Annotated in this window: 17 protein-coding genes; 10 read left to right on the top strand and 7 right to left on the bottom strand. The window is 40.4% G+C overall.

All coding sequences use genetic code 11. The annotated features are described in order from the left end of the window. Nucleotides 1-113: 113 nt before the first annotated feature. Together dtd and NYR17_RS08275 are read right to left on the bottom strand one after the other, a co-directional pair. Nucleotides 114-563 carry a D-aminoacyl-tRNA deacylase gene (dtd, locus tag NYR17_RS08280; protein ID WP_302505244.1) on the bottom strand — a complete coding sequence of 150 codons (450 nt, stop codon included), beginning with the start codon at nt 561-563 and terminating at the stop codon, nt 114-116. Nucleotides 564-565: 2 nt separating this feature from the next. Further along, nucleotides 566-1,021: a hypothetical protein gene (locus NYR17_RS08275; RefSeq protein WP_302505243.1), complete on the bottom strand. Its 456-nt coding sequence runs from the start codon at nt 1,019-1,021 to the stop codon at nt 566-568. Nucleotides 1,022-1,119: 98 nt separating this feature from the next. Here NYR17_RS08275 and greA point away from each other — a divergent pair, with 98 nt between their 5' ends. The 5 genes from greA (at nt 1,120) to NYR17_RS08250 (ending at nt 5,500) form a co-directional block, all read left to right on the top strand. Next, nucleotides 1,120-1,587, top strand: coding sequence for a transcription elongation factor GreA (greA, locus tag NYR17_RS08270; protein WP_302505242.1), 468 nt, complete (start codon nt 1,120-1,122; stop codon nt 1,585-1,587). 27 nt (nt 1,588-1,614) lie between these two features. After that, nucleotides 1,615-2,010: an HIT family protein gene (locus tag NYR17_RS08265; protein WP_302505241.1), complete on the top strand. Its 396-nt coding sequence runs from the start codon at nt 1,615-1,617 to the stop codon at nt 2,008-2,010. 50 nt (nt 2,011-2,060) lie between these two features. Further along, nucleotides 2,061-3,224 (top strand): ATP-dependent Clp protease ATP-binding subunit ClpX, encoded by a 1,164-nt coding sequence (clpX, locus tag NYR17_RS08260; RefSeq protein WP_302505240.1) that lies wholly within the window; start codon nt 2,061-2,063, stop codon nt 3,222-3,224. Nucleotides 3,225-3,306: 82 nt separating this feature from the next. Further along, nucleotides 3,307-5,214, top strand: a complete 1,908-nt coding sequence (locus NYR17_RS08255) for a T9SS type A sorting domain-containing protein (RefSeq protein ID WP_302505239.1) — start codon at nt 3,307-3,309, stop codon at nt 5,212-5,214. Nucleotides 5,215-5,221: 7 nt separating this feature from the next. Then, the gene (locus NYR17_RS08250; RefSeq protein WP_302505238.1) at nt 5,222-5,500 is read left to right on the top strand and encodes a hypothetical protein; all 279 of its coding nucleotides are present in this window, start codon (nt 5,222-5,224) and stop codon (nt 5,498-5,500) included. 77 nt (nt 5,501-5,577) lie between these two features. Here NYR17_RS08250 and NYR17_RS08245 read toward each other — a convergent pair whose 3' ends face one another. Both NYR17_RS08245 and NYR17_RS08240 read right to left on the bottom strand, forming a co-directional pair. Continuing rightward, a complete protein-coding gene (locus tag NYR17_RS08245) occupies nt 5,578-6,207 on the bottom strand; it encodes a hypothetical protein (RefSeq protein ID WP_302505237.1) in 630 nt (209 codons plus the stop codon). Between the two features lie 163 nt (nt 6,208-6,370). Continuing rightward, the gene (locus NYR17_RS08240; RefSeq protein WP_302505236.1) at nt 6,371-7,999 is read right to left on the bottom strand and encodes an acyl-CoA carboxylase subunit beta; all 1,629 of its coding nucleotides are present in this window, start codon (nt 7,997-7,999) and stop codon (nt 6,371-6,373) included. A 187-nt stretch (nt 8,000-8,186) separates the two neighbouring features. Here NYR17_RS08240 and NYR17_RS08235 point away from each other — a divergent pair, with 187 nt between their 5' ends. The 5 genes from NYR17_RS08235 (at nt 8,187) to folB (ending at nt 11,375) form a co-directional block, all read left to right on the top strand. Next, on the top strand, nt 8,187-8,987 hold the full coding sequence (locus NYR17_RS08235) for an enoyl-CoA hydratase/isomerase family protein (RefSeq protein ID WP_302505235.1): 801 nt from the start codon (nt 8,187-8,189) through the stop codon (nt 8,985-8,987). Between the two features lie 117 nt (nt 8,988-9,104). Then, a complete protein-coding gene (locus NYR17_RS08230; RefSeq protein ID WP_302505234.1) occupies nt 9,105-9,965 on the top strand; it encodes a YicC/YloC family endoribonuclease in 861 nt (286 codons plus the stop codon). A 19-nt stretch (nt 9,966-9,984) separates the two neighbouring features. After that, a complete protein-coding gene (gene gmk, locus NYR17_RS08225) occupies nt 9,985-10,545 on the top strand; it encodes a guanylate kinase (RefSeq protein WP_302505233.1) in 561 nt (186 codons plus the stop codon). A 5-nt stretch (nt 10,546-10,550) separates the two neighbouring features. After that, the gene (gene nadA, locus NYR17_RS08220) at nt 10,551-11,006 is read left to right on the top strand and encodes a quinolinate synthase NadA (protein WP_302505232.1); all 456 of its coding nucleotides are present in this window, start codon (nt 10,551-10,553) and stop codon (nt 11,004-11,006) included. A gap of 6 nt (nt 11,007-11,012) precedes the next feature. Continuing rightward, on the top strand, nt 11,013-11,375 hold the full coding sequence (folB, locus tag NYR17_RS08215; RefSeq protein ID WP_302505231.1) for a dihydroneopterin aldolase: 363 nt from the start codon (nt 11,013-11,015) through the stop codon (nt 11,373-11,375). Here folB and upp read toward each other — a convergent pair. The 3 genes from upp to NYR17_RS08200 form a co-directional block, all read right to left on the bottom strand. Further along, on the bottom strand, nt 11,372-12,022 hold the full coding sequence (gene upp, locus NYR17_RS08210; RefSeq protein WP_302505230.1) for a uracil phosphoribosyltransferase: 651 nt from the start codon (nt 12,020-12,022) through the stop codon (nt 11,372-11,374). The two genes, folB and upp, sit on opposite strands and share 4 nt — an antisense overlap. 81 nt (nt 12,023-12,103) lie before the next feature. Further along, on the bottom strand, nt 12,104-13,336 hold the full coding sequence (locus tag NYR17_RS08205; protein WP_302507045.1) for an MFS transporter: 1,233 nt from the start codon (nt 13,334-13,336) through the stop codon (nt 12,104-12,106). A gap of 41 nt (nt 13,337-13,377) precedes the next feature. Then, nucleotides 13,378-14,883: a GH3 auxin-responsive promoter family protein gene (locus NYR17_RS08200; RefSeq protein WP_302505229.1), complete on the bottom strand. Its 1,506-nt coding sequence runs from the start codon at nt 14,881-14,883 to the stop codon at nt 13,378-13,380. Nucleotides 14,884-14,953: the final 70 nt, after the last annotated feature.

The raw sequence follows: 14,953 nt of genomic DNA, 5'->3' as shown, positions 1-14,953 counted from the left end.
TCATCATTTCTTTATTTTTTTTATGCATTCTCTCATCTCCTCTACAACTTGAATTCTTCACATCTTACACCTTTTACTTCTTCACATCTTCACAATTTTACAATCTAACACTTTCACTTCTTCGTTTGAGAATCCATTACAATAGTTACAGGACCGTCATTGATGAGAGCCACTTTCATATCGGCGCCGAAAATTCCAGAAGCCACCCGCAGCCCAGAGCGTGAAAGTTTGGTTTTAAAATACTCAAAAAGTGGAATGGCTTGGTCGGGCTTAGCCGCGCTGATGAACGAGGGGCGGTTCCCTTTTTTGTAATCCGCTATTAAAGTAAACTGGCTGATGCATAAAATCTCGCCTTGAATATCTTGGATAGAGCGGTTCATTTTGCCCTCCTCATCGCTGAAAATACGCAGGTTGAGGATTTTCTTTACTAGCCAATCGGCATCGGTGGTGGTGTCGTGTTCATCAATGCCAATCAGGAGCATCAACCCTTGCGGGATGACACCTACCGTTTGTCCCTCCACTTTTACAGAAGCTTCGGAAACGCGTTGTATCACTACTTTCATATTTAATATTTTATGGAGAGCGTTTGGGTGCTGGCATCGTAATAGACGGGGTAGGTTTTGGGCGGAATTTGTGCCACTTTGGAGGGCTGCCCAGTGAGAAGAATCCACTCGGCGCCATCTTCGGGACAGCGGATTTTAATGCCGTCAATCACTTCCAAAGTGCTGTTTTGGGTGGGACACAAGTGGGGGGCATTTCTGTCATAAACTTTGAAAACGCCAGGCTTGGTGCGCACGACAATAAGCCCTCGGGTGCCAGAATTTTGTTCGTTAATATACATCCACCCGCGCCCAGTGTTAGATAAAGGCTGGTAGGCAGGCAGGTTGAGGTTTAAATCCACTTGGATGGGCACGCTGGGGAAGCAGTTGACCGTGTCCTCTCTATGACCACATTGGTTGAGGCTCAATGCACTGATTGATAGCACGATGAGGGACAGAATTAAAAAAAGATTTCTTTTCATTAAAATAAAATTTATATCTTTGCAGTTCTATTAAATGCTAAATATTGTCCGGCAAATGTCGGATTATTTTTTTATACTAACGCTAAATTAAGAAAATTATGGCTTATGTAACCAAAGAAGGCTTAGAAAAAATGAAAGCCGAGCTGGAACAATTGGAAACCGTAGAGCGTCCAAAAGTAACGCAGCAAATCGCAGAGGCAAGAGATAAAGGCGACCTTTCTGAAAACGCAGAATATGATGCTGCCAAAGAGGCACAGGGGCTTTTAGAAATGAAAATATCAAAACTTAAAGACCTGATTGCCAATTCTAAAGTGATAGATGAGAGCCAGCTAGACATCTCCAAAGTGTCTATCCTAACCACCGTAAAATTACTGAACAAAGCCACCAAGAAAGAGCAAATCTTCAAGTTGGTACCAGATAATGAAAGCGACTTAAAATCAGGGAAGATATCCATCAACACGCCAATAGCCAAAGGGCTTTTAGGAAAGAAAATCGGTGAACAAGCAGAAATTGTACTCCCGAATGGCAACCAACTTTCGTTTGAGGTATTGGATATTTCTTTGTAACTTTGAAATCTTAAAAAACACCCGACTATGGCGTCTATTTTTTCTAAAATCATCAGTGGCGAAATTCCTGCCTATAAGGTGGCGGAAGATGAACAGCATCTGGCTTTCTTAGACATTATGCCTTTGGCAGAAGGGCACACCTTGGTGATTCCCAAACAAGAGGTAGATTTAATTTTTGACTTAGACTCTGAGGCGTTTAAGAACCTTTGGGTATTTGCACAACAGGTCGCTAAGCAGTTGGGTGCCACTTATCCAGAAAAAAGAGTTGGCGTAGCCGTGGTAGGCTTAGAGGTGCCCCACGCCCATATCCATTTGGTGCCACTAACGGCGGTGGAAGATTTGAATTTTAAGAAAGAAAGATTGCAACTATCGCCAGAGCAATACCAAGAGATACAGCACAAAATTAAATCTCAACAGAACTAAAAAACATCAATCCAAGTGCAGCACTGCACCGACCAGATAAATAGAAAAATATGAATAACAACCAATGTTCTTTTTGCGGCAGACATAGAAACGAAGTACAGATGTTAGTTTCTGGACAGAATGGTCTAATCTGCGAAAACTGCATAGAGCAGGCACACGCTTTCGTGAAGAACAATATAGAAACAGCGGGCTTTTCTCCTGCGCAATCCATCGCGGAGCTGAAAAAACCTAAGGAAATAAAACGAACGTTAGATGAGTATGTGATTGGGCAAGACCAAGCCAAAAAGCAGCTCTCCATCGCGGTTTATAATCATTATAAAAGACTCCTTCACGCCGAAAAGGAGGACAAAGAAGTGGAGATAGAAAAGTCCAACATCATTATGATTGGCGAGACGGGAACGGGCAAAACCCTATTGGCGAAGACCATTGCAAGAGAGCTCAATGTTCCATTTTGTATCGTAGATGCCACCATTTTAACCGAGGCTGGTTATGTGGGGGAGGATGTGGAGAGTATCCTCTCGCGGCTGTTGATGGTGGCGGATTATGATGTGGCTAAGGCAGAAAAAGGCATTGTTTTCATTGATGAAATTGATAAAATTGCCAGAAAATCAGACAACCCAAGCATCACGAGAGATGTCTCTGGCGAGGGTGTACAGCAGGGGCTTTTGAAACTGTTAGAAGGTAGCATCGTGAATGTGCCACCACAAGGTGGAAGAAAGCATCCAGACCAAAAATATATTCAGATTAATACCCAGAATATTTTATTTATTGCAGGTGGTGCGTTTGATGGCATTCAGGAGATTATAGAACGCCGCCTCAACAAGCAAGCCATCGGCTTTAGCAAAGAAAAATTAAAGAAAGAAGATGATGAGGCACAGATTTTGCACCACGTGGATGCCACAGATTTGCGAAAATTTGGGCTAATTCCAGAACTTTTAGGGCGTTTCCCAGTGATTACCTATTTGGATAAACTGACCAAAGAAACTATGATAAGAATCATGAAAGAGCCTAAAAACTCTATTGTGAACCAGTTTAGAGCCTTGTTTGCTATGGATGGTGTAGACTTAGAAATCACCGATGAAGCCTTAGAAAAGATAGTAGATGAGACGATAGAAAAGGGCTTAGGCGCCCGAGGACTTAGAGGAACGACAGAAAAAGTTTTAGAAGACTATATGTTTAATATAGATGAGGTAACGAGTGTAAAAATTAAATAAAAGTATTATAAAAATTTTTATATTTATAAAACTTGGCTTAACTTTGCACCCGAAAAAATGTCAGTAAAAACAAATATAAATAATGAAAAAACAATTATTGTTGTTGGGAAGCTTAGGGCTTATAAGTTTCTCTAATGCCCAGCTTACAACTGTTACTCCCAATACGACTGTTTATGTAACAGAAGGAGCGCTATTGTATAGTGGAGGAGAAGTAAAGACTATAGGTAATGGCGTTATCGATAATTCTGGTAACATCATGATAAATGGTGGTGGTTTCAAAACAGTTAATACTAACGCAACCGCTAAAACAGACGGAGGTAACTTGATTCTTAGAATAACAGATAAGAATGTAAATGCTTTAAGATATGGTCAATTGTACATTACTGGTGTAGCACAGACTGATGTGACAGGTATTGTAGATAAAGAATATTTGGATAAAAAACATGGAACCTACCAGCAGATAGCTCTCCCTTTTTATCAAAAGAATTTAGCCGATCTTAATAGTGAATTTAGTAAGACTTTTGAAGATAAAAGGTATTCTCAAAATGAAATTCTATATTATAAAAATGCAGAGGTATACGCTCAGAATAAAGGGGTGACAAGCCAAACGACAACTAACACGATGTATTTCATGTTAGGTGCTAAGGATTTTGATCCGTCTACTACAAGCGTTAATGGAGGGGTTTATGTGGTAAAGGGCGTTCCTTATGTAGACGGAATTACTGAAACGCTATCTGGAGCAGGTGCTAATATTGATTTTGGACCAAACGGAACTAAAAGGAACAAATATAGAGAAAAATATAACACTTACTTGCAGGATAATTTTGCAGAATCAGATGGAGAGATGTGGACAGGAAACTATGGTAAGAATATTTATCAATTTGGTAATCCTTTCCTGACTAATATAGATTTAGGATATTTGGGGAAAGCTATCCCAAATATTCGTGGGGTTAGATTAGATCCAGGAGGTGTTATTACAACTGGAAAAGGTTCAACTAAGGCAACAAACGCACTTTTTATTACTTATGATAGTTCAGGGAGGGCTTTAGGAGATGTTTCAGAAGCTGTTGTAAGACCTATGCAAACGGTTGTGATTAAACTAAAAGATAATACAGAGGCACAGTTGGATTTTGATAAATTAAGAAGTTTTTTATATCAAATTAGACCTGAAAATGTATCTACTGTAACAGGGCAGTCTAATAGAATTGATAATAAGCTCCAAAGTTTTAATAAAAAAATATCAAGAGCCTCTACAGTAAAACAGTTAGGTATTATCGCGTTAGATGAAAATGGGAACAAACTATCTAGAAGTTATTTTGCTGTTTATAATGACGCTGTTACAGGTAAGCCTAAAGCAGGACAAGTAACAGCGCAAGTTACGACACCTCCAGAAAATATAATGGGAACTTATGAAGAAAATATAGATGGTGGTATTGATAAAAGTTTAGAAGACAAATATTTGTTGTACATCAACGAGGCAAATGAAAATGATTTCAAAGGAAAAGAAGTTGCATTGTCTATATTTAGTGATAAAATTAGATTTTTCCAGTTTGAGATTAGAGAGAACGCTAAGTTACTAGCAGATAATCAATCATTATTATCGTCAGGAGAAAAATTTTATATTAAGGCAGGAGAACAGTTTGTAGAAATTAAACAAGGTGCTACTATACCTGTTGCAGTTTCGGATTTTGGTTTATACTATGGAAAACCTAAAGTATTAAAAGAGGATGTGGTTAAAGTAGAAACTTCTAAAAACCAAGTGGTTTATGATGAAGAAGCTAAGGTTCATAAATTATACTTTGGAACAGCGTGGACAACTGCAGAGGTTAAGGTATATGATATGCTAGGTAGAGTAGTATTATCAAAAGATAATGTTAATACACAAGAAGCTTTTGAAATTGTACTTCCAAAAAACAATAAAGCGGCTTATGTAGTAACTGCAGTATCAGATAAAGGTGAAAATTTCTCACAAAAAATAGTAACAAAGTAATACGATAATGATGAAAAAAATAAATTTAAAATTAGTATTAAATAGATTAACCTATCTATTAGCATTATTGTTCTTTTATTTAAATAAAGCACAAGAGTACGCTATGCCAAACAATATGCCACAACCTAATGGCAGACAAGGCGGAAATATTGGGGTAGTAGGTCCTGGTGAGCCAGACGATGTCCCTGTGGATCAATATACATCGCTATTGTTTATTGCAGGTATAATGATAATTGTAGGTTATATGTTCTACTTACGCTATGAGAGAAGATTAGCAGTAAAATAAATTATAGTAGTATTATTAAATAACTCCCTATCTTAAACAAGGTAGGGAGTTATTTTTTATAATAATTTTAAATCGATTTAGAGATAATACCAAAAAGTTGTTTGGTAAGCTTTGCTGAGTTCTTTAATACATTTTTTACTGGTTATTTTCAGCTTAATATCCTTAATGCCATCATTGATATTATAGCTAACATTAGGCGTTTTTTCTTTAAACTTAAAAGCTTGATTGTTGAAGTAAGTGATATCCCATAGATATTGGTACGGCGTATTACTATCCTGTCCTAGCGGAAGCATCATAATATGACCATCATTGATTTTTACCTCCTTAAAATCCGAAATATCAATATCGCAAGAATCGTTGGTAGGCTTGGGAGCGGCAACAATCTCCTTTTGAGGTTGAGCGATCACTTTAACCTCCTTTTGACATTCTTTAGTGCCAGAAGGGGATAAGAAAGAAATAGAAAGAACAGTAGAACCCAATTGCTGAGCCGTTACCTCTATCGTATTGAGTCTTTTTTCACTACCAAGTTTTAGAATATTAGCATCTCCAGATTTCCATAAATGACATTCTTTACATTGAGCGGCTTCCTTCTCTATTGAATAAGAGGCGGAGCTTCCTAATACAATTTCACTCTGTCCATCAATTTGGCATTGAGCAAAAGCCAATGCTGATAAAGATGAAAAAAATAAGTTAATAAATATTTTCATATCAATATAATTTATAAATACTTAGCAAATTTACACTATTTATTTATAGCATACAAAAAACATTAACTGAATTATAACATATTAAAGAAAAACACCCCATAAAAAAACTTCTATTATACCATATAATAGAAGTTTTATCAATAATTTTATAATCGTTATAACATTATACCTGAATAACGCCTAAATTAAATTTCTCAGTAATAGGTGCGTGGTTGGCAGCTTCTATCCCCATAGAGATCCACTTTCGGGTATCCAAAGGATTGATGATGGCATCAGTCCAGAGGCGTGCCGCCGCATAGGTAGGTTCGGTTTGTTTTTGGTATTTTTTGGAAATTTCGTCTAAGATGCGGTTGTGCTCTTCTTCGGTGATTACCTTGCCCTGTCTTTTCAAAGTGCTTTCTTGGATTTGCGCTAAAACTTTTGCCGCTTGCGTACCGCCCATAACCGCCAATTCCGCCCAAGGCCAAGCCACAATCAGGCGAGGGTCATAGGCTTTGCCACACATCGCATAGTTGCCCGCGCCATAAGAATTCCCTGTGATGATGGTAAATTTAGGCACCACGGAGTTAGAAACGGCATTCACCATTTTGGCACCATCTTTAATAATGCCGCCGTGTTCAGATTTAGACCCCACCATAAAGCCTGTAACATCTTGGAGAAAAACCAGTGGAATTTTTCTTTGATTACAATTGGCAATAAATCGCGTGGCTTTATCAGCGGAATCAGAGTAGATAACGCCACCAAACTGCATCTCGCCTTTGCCACTCTTGACCAATTTCCTTTGGTTGGCTACAATGCCCACGCTCCAGCCATCAATCCTCGCGGTAGCGCAGATGATAGACTTGCCATAATCGGGCTTATATTCCTCATATTCAGATTGATCTACAAGGCATTTAATGATTTCATAAGTGTCATATTGCTCCGATCTTGCCGCTGGGATGATGCCAAAAATATGCTCTGGATTTTCTTTCGGAGGGAAGCTTTCAATCCTATCAAACCCCGCTTTTTCAAAATCACCGATGGATTTCATAATATTTTTAATGCGGTCTAAGGCATCTTGATCATTTTTCGCTTTGTAGTCAGTAACGCCAGAAATGGAGCAATGCGTGGTAGCGCCTCCCAAGGTTTCGTTGTCTATATTTTCGCCGATGGCGGCTTTGACCAAATAACTACCAGCCAAAAATATAGAACCTGTTTTATCAACAATCATCGCCTCATCGCTCATAATGGGAAGGTAGGCACCGCCAGCCACGCAACTGCCCATCACGGCAGAAATTTGAATGATGCCCATAGCGCTCATCTTCGCATTATTCCGAAAAATACGCCCAAAATGCTCTTTATCAGGGAAAATTTCATCTTGCATTGGGAGGTATACCCCCGCAGAATCCACCAAATAAATAATAGGCAGGCGATTTTCCATCGCAATTTCTTGAGCGCGCAGATTTTTCTTCCCTGTAATGGGGAACCAAGCACCAGCCTTCACTGAGGCATCATTAGCAACCACAATGCATTGTTTACCAGAGATATATCCTATTTTTACTATCACGCCACCAGCTGGACAACCGCCGTGTTCTTCATACATCTCATAGCCTGCAAAAGCCCCGATTTCAATGCTGTCTTTGCCTTGGTCTAAAAGGTAATCTATACGCTCTCTGGCAGTCATTTTGCCCTCGCTTTTTAATTTTTCTAAACGCTTTTTACCGCCACCTTCTTTTATTTTGCTCAAAAGTTGGTTAATGGCAGAGAGTTTCAGCTTATTAAGATCTTCGTTTTTATTAAATTGTAAATCCATACTCGTTTTTTTCAGAGTTTAAAGATAGTATTTTTAACCAAATTAGACAATAAGTTTCGTTTTTTCAATTTAAAATCAAGAGGCTTGCTAAAAATAAAGCGGTAGAGGGCAGTTCAATTGAGGTCTCGTTTTTAATTTTTATCACCTCAAAAAAATCATTATATTTGAAATCTAAAATCGTATTAAAATGTATAAGACCATTGATGTAGAAACCCATTTTGAGGGCGCTTTACAAATCGTTTATTTAAATCAGCCCGAGACTTATAATAGCCTTAATAGAACGATGCTTGAGGAATTGCTCAAACTCATCAAAGAGGCAGATGCGGATGAACATGTGCGCTGCATTGCGATTAGTGGGCGTGGGGCTGCGTTTTGCTCAGGGCAGAATTTGAAAGAAGCCTTGCATTATAAAGAAGAATTAAATGAAGAGCGTTTTATACAGCGCATCATTATTGATTATTATAACCCATTGGTCAAGGCGATTGTGCAATGTAAAAAGCCCGTTATCGCTTTGGTGAACGGTCCTGCGGTGGGTGCTGGGGCGATGCTCGCTCTCATCTGTGATTTTGCCGTGGCTAAAGAATCTGCATATTTTTCTATGGCTTTTTCTAATATAGGTCTTATCCCAGATACGGCGGGTACTTATTATTTACCGAAGTTGGTTGGGCGCTCATTAGCACATTATTGGGCATATACAGGCAAAAAAATCTCCACACAAGAGGCGCTGATGAGAGGGCTTATTGCCGATGTATTTAAGGATGAAGAATTTGAAAATGCAGCACTCCAATTGCTGTCCCATATTGCCCATCAGCCTACGGTGGCACTGGGTTTAACCAAAAAAGCCTTCAACCGTGCGGAGCAAAATAACCTTTCGGAACAGTTGGATTTAGAGAGTATTTTACAACAAGATGTCGCAGAAACAGAGGACTTTTTAGAGGGCGTCCAAGCATTTATAGAGAAGAGAAAACCAACTTATAAAGGACGATAATTTTTTCATTGGATATCAAATCACTGTCGTGAATACCACTTCTGCATAAAAAAAGGATGGGCGGGCGAGGTGCCGTATTCAATGAATAATTTTTATCTTTGCAACATAATATTGGGTATGATAGCATCTATGACAGGCTTCGGGAGAGCCGAAGGCGTTTTTGAAAATAAAAAAATAAGCATAGACCTAAGGGCGGTCAATAGCAAGAGTTTGGATGTCAACCTCAGATGGCCTTCGGTGTATAAAGAAAAGGAATTTACCTTAAAAAAAATACTCTCAGAGCGGGTGATTAGGGGCAAGGTAGATGTCTATTTTAATGTAGAAAATCTGGTGCAAGAGAGCCAAATTACCCTTAATACAAGCGTTCTCCAAGACTATATGGCGCAGCTGAAAGCCGTTAGCGGTACAGAAACGCCAGAGTATGAACTCCTAAAAATCGCGATGAAACTTCCCGATAGCACCACCGCAAAAACGGAAGCCATCACCGAGGAAGAGTGGGCATTTATAGAGCAATTACTGAACGAAGCCATAACCAGATTGATAGAATTTCGCGAGGCGGAGGGGGCATCTTTACACCAAGAATTGCAGAACAATTTGAATCATATTCGGCAGTACCTTGCAGAAGTGGCGCCTTATGAACGTGAAAGAATGGTCGCGATTAAAGAAAAATACCAAAAAACGCTGCAAGAATTTGAGGCAATCGATGAAACCCGCTTCTATCAAGAAATGGCGTATTATACTGAAAAACTGGATATTGCAGAGGAAAAAGTAAGGCTTTCTCAGCATTTGAATTATTATGAGGAAGTGATGCAAAATGAAACCTGCAACGGTAAAAAGTTGGGCTTCATCGCCCAAGAAATCGGCAGGGAAATCAATACGCTGGGTTCCAAAGCCAACCACGCTCAAATCCAAAAATTAGTAGTCTTGATGAAAGATGATTTGGAGAAAATTAAAGAGCAGACCCTCAATGTTTTATAACTTTTAAAAACCATTTATTTTGAATAAAGTCATTATATTTTCGGCGCCATCAGGAAGCGGAAAAACCACTTTGGTGAAGCATTGTTTAGCGCAATTCCCTATGCTGGAATTTTCCATATCTGCTACCACAAGGGCGCCCCGAGGCGTAGAGCAACACGGCAAAGATTATTATTTTTTCTCGCCAGAAGACTTTCGCCAGAAGATTGGTGAAGAGGCTTTTGTGGAGTATGAAGAGGTTTATCAAGACCAATATTATGGCACGCTAAAGTCCGAAATAGAACGCATTTGGCAGGCTGGTAAGGTGGTCATCTTTGATGTAGATGTGGTGGGAGGCGTTAATCTGAAAAAGATTTTTAAAGACCAATCGCTTTCCATTTTTGTGGCGCCGCCCAATGTGGAAGAGCTGGAGCGCCGTTTAAAACAAAGAGGCACCGATAGCGAGGAAACCATCAAAACCCGATTGGCAAAAGCTGAAGAGGAGCTGACTTATCAAGCGCATTTTGACCGAGTGATTGTTAATGATGAACTCCACCAAGCTCAAAAAGAAATAGAAACTGCACTCCAAGAATTTTTAAATTAAAACCAATGAAAGACGAAAATAACCTTAAAAATGCCAATCTTCCTGTGCCTGATTTGGCTTTATTTGAAGATTTGAAATTGCCAGAGTCCGAGCAATTGGTAGATGAAATTTCAAAATTAAAAACCGAAAAAAACATCTGGGTTGCCGTGCACACCTCCCAAGAAGTGGAGGCGAGCCAAGCGATAGCCGACTTTGTGGGAACGCTAAAAGAGGTATCAGAACAGCTGAAAACCGTAGCGCAAGAAACAGTACTGTTCACTGGAACTATGGCTGATGCAGGCGTGCTTAAAATGCTCCACCCAGAGAAAACCATCTTATTTATAGAAGAAAACACTTTCTTTTCGGAATTGGAGGAAACTGCCGAAGAGGATTCTCAATATCAGCTTTTAGAAGAAATTTACCTCGCTCTGAAGTACGAATTTCCTTACGCGCTACTGATTGACGATTCTTTTAACGCGTGATAGAATATGGCACAAATTATTTTAGAAGATATTAAAATCTATGCATTTCACGGGGTGTTGCCAGAGGAAAACATCGTCGGCACAGATTATTTAATCACCCTAAAATGCGACTTAGATTTATGGAAAGCCGCCGAAACGGATTGTTTATCGGATACCGTTAGCTATGCGGAAATTAACGATATCATCCACGAGGAAATGGCGATTCCATCTCAATTGTTGGAGCATGCCGCAGGGCGAATTCTCAAAAAAGTGAGCCTTCGCTTTCCACAAATGACCCATTTAGAAATTAAATTAACCAAAGTAGCCCCACCAATGAAAGGGGAGATGAAGGGTGCCAGCGTGGTATTAACGCTCACGCCATTGCATTAGCGTTGGAGTTTTTCGCCGTAGCTTAAATCGCCAGCGTCGCCAAGCCCAGGGGTAATGTAGCCTTTTGAGGTCAGTTTTTCATCTAAAGCGCCCACCCAAAGATAAGCCTCAGGATAGGTTTTGGAGATGCAATCCACGCCCTCTTGGCTCGCAATAGCCGCCACAATATGGAGTTGCGAAGGCGTACCATTGGTTAATAAATCCTTAATGGCTTCCACCAAAGAAGCGCCCGTTGCCAGCATAGGATCTGCCACAATTAAAGGCCGCCCCTCTATATTGGGACAAGTCAGATAATCTTGCTTAATGCTAAAATAATCGTTGGCATCGTGTTTTCTATATGCCGCCACAAAACCACAATCCGCTTTATCAAAATAATTGAGAACGCCTTGAAATAAAGGAACCCCAGCTCTTAGTATCGTTGTGATAACAGGTTGGGTACTAATCTGTTGGGAGTTAATTTGTGCCAAAGGTGTGGTGATTTCAACAGGGTTAAAAGGCAGGTGTTTGCTGATTTCATACGCTGCAATTTCGCCAATACGCTCCAAGTTTCTACGAAATTTCATACGGTCGTTTTGGACATCTACATTGCGTAAATCGTTAATCCACTCCGTTATTAAGGAGGCGTTTTGAGAAAGTACAGTAAGCATAAGTCTTTATTTTGTGCAAAGTTCCGTATTTTTTCAGAATAAAACAACTGGATATGGGGCGATAGAAATCATAAAAACCCATTAGTAACTCATCTGTCTTAGTTTTTTATTGAATAAGCCCACGGAGAGGGCAATCAGCACGGTCATTGTGCCACCCAAAACCACAGAACGCACCACACCGAGGAGTTTCGCTGCTACGCCGCTTTCAAATTGCCCCATCTCATTGCTGGACATAATGAAAATAGAATTAACGCTCAGCACGCGCCCACGGATATGGTCAGGCGTTTTCAGCTGGACAATGGTACCTCGCACCACCACAGAAATGCCGTCTAACATCCCCGAAAGCATCAAAAATAAAAACGAAAGCCAATAGAGTTTAGATAACCCAAAACCGATGATGCACAGCCCAAAGCCAGCCACGGCAACCAGTAATATTTTGCCTTGATGTCGTTTGAGTGGCACAAAGGAAAGCAAAATGATGATACACATAGAACCAATGTCCGAAGCGGCATTGAGCAATCCAAAACCTTGAGCGCCCACTTTGAGAATATCGCTTGCAAAGACAGGAATCATCGCTACGGCACCGCCAAACAGCACGGCAAACATATCTAAACAGAGTGCGCCCAGAATTTCCTTCGTTTTATAAATATAGGCAATGCCCTCTCGCATACTTTCCAAAATTTGGACTTCTTTTTTGTTGTGTTCAGAGGATTGAGGCTTGAGTTTCCAGAAAAATAAAGAGGCGAAGAGCATCAAACCGATGATCACGGCTAAAGTCCATTTGATTGTAATTAAAGCAATGAGAAAGCCGCCCAAAGCGTGTCCGCAAACGGAAGAGGTGAGAAAAGTGGCTTGGTTGAGGGTAATGGCATTGGGCAAGTTTTCTTTTTTAACAATTTTGGGAATCATCGTGGGAACCAAAGGTCCAATAAAAGCCCTACAAATCCCCGTGAGAAAGATAATGCCATAAATAAAATAGGTGGTTTGGTAGCCTGTAAGGTTGAGCTTCGGCGATAGAAATGCCAAGCTCATAAGCGCACCCACCAGCACTATATAAGCGTAGTTGCAGAGGAGGAGCATTTTCTTTTTCTCGTTCATATCAATCACATGCCCTGCGTAGAGCGCTGTAGAAACGGCAGGCACCACCTCCGAAAGTCCGATAAGCCCAATGGATAAAGGGTTTTTAGTCAGTTGATAAACCCACCAACCTAAGAGCGTAGCCATCATTCTGAAAGCTAAAATAAGAAAAAAACGCCCCAATAATAGCGCTCGGAACTCGGTATTTCTTAGGGTTTTTAAGGGTTCTAACTGGATTTTCAAGAGATTGGGGTTTAAAAGTTATGATGAGAAAGTTGCTAATCTAATCGCTGGGTTTCTAAAAATTCAGCGATGGTTCTATCATTCGCCAGTCTTGGGATTTTATTTTGTCCGCCCAGCTTGCCTTCGGATTTTGCATAATGATGAAAGGCATTTTTTTTAAGCGGTGTAATTTTGAGCGGTTGCAGCACTTTCCCTTGGATTAAATCATCATAATAAGTGTTGAGACTTTTCATCTCTTGGTCGAGTGTTGCGGCAAAAGCCTTTAAATCTGCTGGTGGTTGCTGAAATTCTATCAGCCACTCGTGGTAGGGCAGTTCTTGATGCGCTGGCGTTACTTGCGGTGCCAAATGGAACTCTGTAATCTGTGCAGGATGTTTGGCTATCGCCCTTTTTATCGCTTCTTCCACCTCGTAGGCAATCACATGCTCACCGAAAGCCGAGGTGTAATGCTTGGTTCTGCCACTCACCAAAATGCGGTAAGGATTTTTAGAAATAAACCGCACCACATCGCCGATAGCATAGCGCCAAAGCCCAGAATTGGTAGTGATGATCATTGCATAATCTTGGTGAAGCTCTATCTCTTTTAAAGTCAGGCAAGGCGCATTTGGTTTTCCAAACTCTGCCAACGGCACAAATTCATAGAAAATACCGTGCTGGGCCAGTAGCAAAAGCCCTTCCTTAGAAATATCATCTTGAAATGCAAAAAAGCCTTCACTGGCAGGGAAGGTTTGCACAATATCAACGGCGCCGCCCAAGAGCTGTTCCATTTTTTTTCGGTAAGGTCCGTAATTAACGCCCCCTGTTACGATAAGTTGTAAATTTGGAAAAAGCGCTTTGATAGGCTTGCCGTGGCGCTCCACCAAAATTTCAAAATACATAATGAGCCACGGTGGAATGCCCGAAATCAGCCGCATATCCTCGTGTTCTGTTTCATCAGCGATTTTGTGGATTTTCGTTTCCCAATCGTCTATGCAGTTGGTCGCGTAGGAGGGCAACCTGTTTTTTTGGAGATAATGCGGAATATGGTGCGCCACAATCCCCGAGAGCCGCCCTGTTTTAATGCCATAAACCTCCTCTAATTCGGGCGAACCTTGTAGGAAAATCATTTTGCCATTAACAAAATTGGCATTGTTTTTCTGCGCAATATAATGCAATAGCGCCGACCGTGCCGCTTGGATTTGAAACGGCATTCCCTCCTTAGAAATCGGAATATATTTAGCCCCAGAAGTGGTCCCCGAGGTTTTTGCAAAATATTCAGGAGTGCCAGTCCACAAGATATGGGCTTGCCCTCGCTTCATCTTATCGATATAAGGTTTTAAGCCCTCATAATCGGTAATGGGCACTTGCTTTTGAAAATCTTGAATGGTTTTAATATTTTCAAAATGATGGACTCTCCCAAAAAGCGTTTTCTCGGCAGTTTTTACCATTTGGAGCAATAGCGCTTCCTGATGTTGCGCCGCCTGCTGTCCTGCTTTAGCCACCTGCTTTTGGTGTATTTTAGCCCAAGTTAAAGCGAGTTGCTTTTTAATCCATTTTAACATAGCGCAAAGATAAACTTTTTTAATGAGAGCTTTTTATTCATCAAAGTTAGTGCAGAAGCGGATTTCCATT

Origin of the sequence: Riemerella columbina (genome assembly GCF_030517065.1) — a bacterium.
GTDB classification, from domain to species: domain Bacteria; phylum Bacteroidota; class Bacteroidia; order Flavobacteriales; family Weeksellaceae; genus Riemerella; species Riemerella columbina_A.
Note: the sequence above shows the minus strand (reverse complement) of the source record. Positions and strands in the feature narration are given on the sequence as shown.

Coding starts and splice junctions, on each gene's coding strand:
- dtd (WP_302505244.1), bottom strand. CDS start 563: ATGAAAGTAGTGATACAACGCGTTTCCGAAGCTTCTGTAAAAGTGGAG.
- NYR17_RS08275 (WP_302505243.1), bottom strand. CDS start 1,021: ATGAAAAGAAATCTTTTTTTAATTCTGTCCCTCATCGTGCTATCAATC.
- greA (WP_302505242.1), top strand. CDS start 1,120: ATGGCTTATGTAACCAAAGAAGGCTTAGAAAAAATGAAAGCCGAGCTG.
- NYR17_RS08265 (WP_302505241.1), top strand. CDS start 1,615: ATGGCGTCTATTTTTTCTAAAATCATCAGTGGCGAAATTCCTGCCTAT.
- clpX (WP_302505240.1), top strand. CDS start 2,061: ATGAATAACAACCAATGTTCTTTTTGCGGCAGACATAGAAACGAAGTA.
- NYR17_RS08255 (WP_302505239.1), top strand. CDS start 3,307: ATGAAAAAACAATTATTGTTGTTGGGAAGCTTAGGGCTTATAAGTTTC.
- NYR17_RS08250 (WP_302505238.1), top strand. CDS start 5,222: ATGATGAAAAAAATAAATTTAAAATTAGTATTAAATAGATTAACCTAT.
- NYR17_RS08245 (WP_302505237.1), bottom strand. CDS start 6,207: ATGAAAATATTTATTAACTTATTTTTTTCATCTTTATCAGCATTGGCT.
- NYR17_RS08240 (WP_302505236.1), bottom strand. CDS start 7,999: ATGGATTTACAATTTAATAAAAACGAAGATCTTAATAAGCTGAAACTC.
- NYR17_RS08235 (WP_302505235.1), top strand. CDS start 8,187: ATGTATAAGACCATTGATGTAGAAACCCATTTTGAGGGCGCTTTACAA.
- NYR17_RS08230 (WP_302505234.1), top strand. CDS start 9,105: ATGATAGCATCTATGACAGGCTTCGGGAGAGCCGAAGGCGTTTTTGAA.
- nadA (WP_302505232.1), top strand. CDS start 10,551: ATGAAAGACGAAAATAACCTTAAAAATGCCAATCTTCCTGTGCCTGAT.
- folB (WP_302505231.1), top strand. CDS start 11,013: ATGGCACAAATTATTTTAGAAGATATTAAAATCTATGCATTTCACGGG.
- upp (WP_302505230.1), bottom strand. CDS start 12,022: ATGCTTACTGTACTTTCTCAAAACGCCTCCTTAATAACGGAGTGGATT.
- NYR17_RS08200 (WP_302505229.1), bottom strand. CDS start 14,883: ATGTTAAAATGGATTAAAAAGCAACTCGCTTTAACTTGGGCTAAAATA.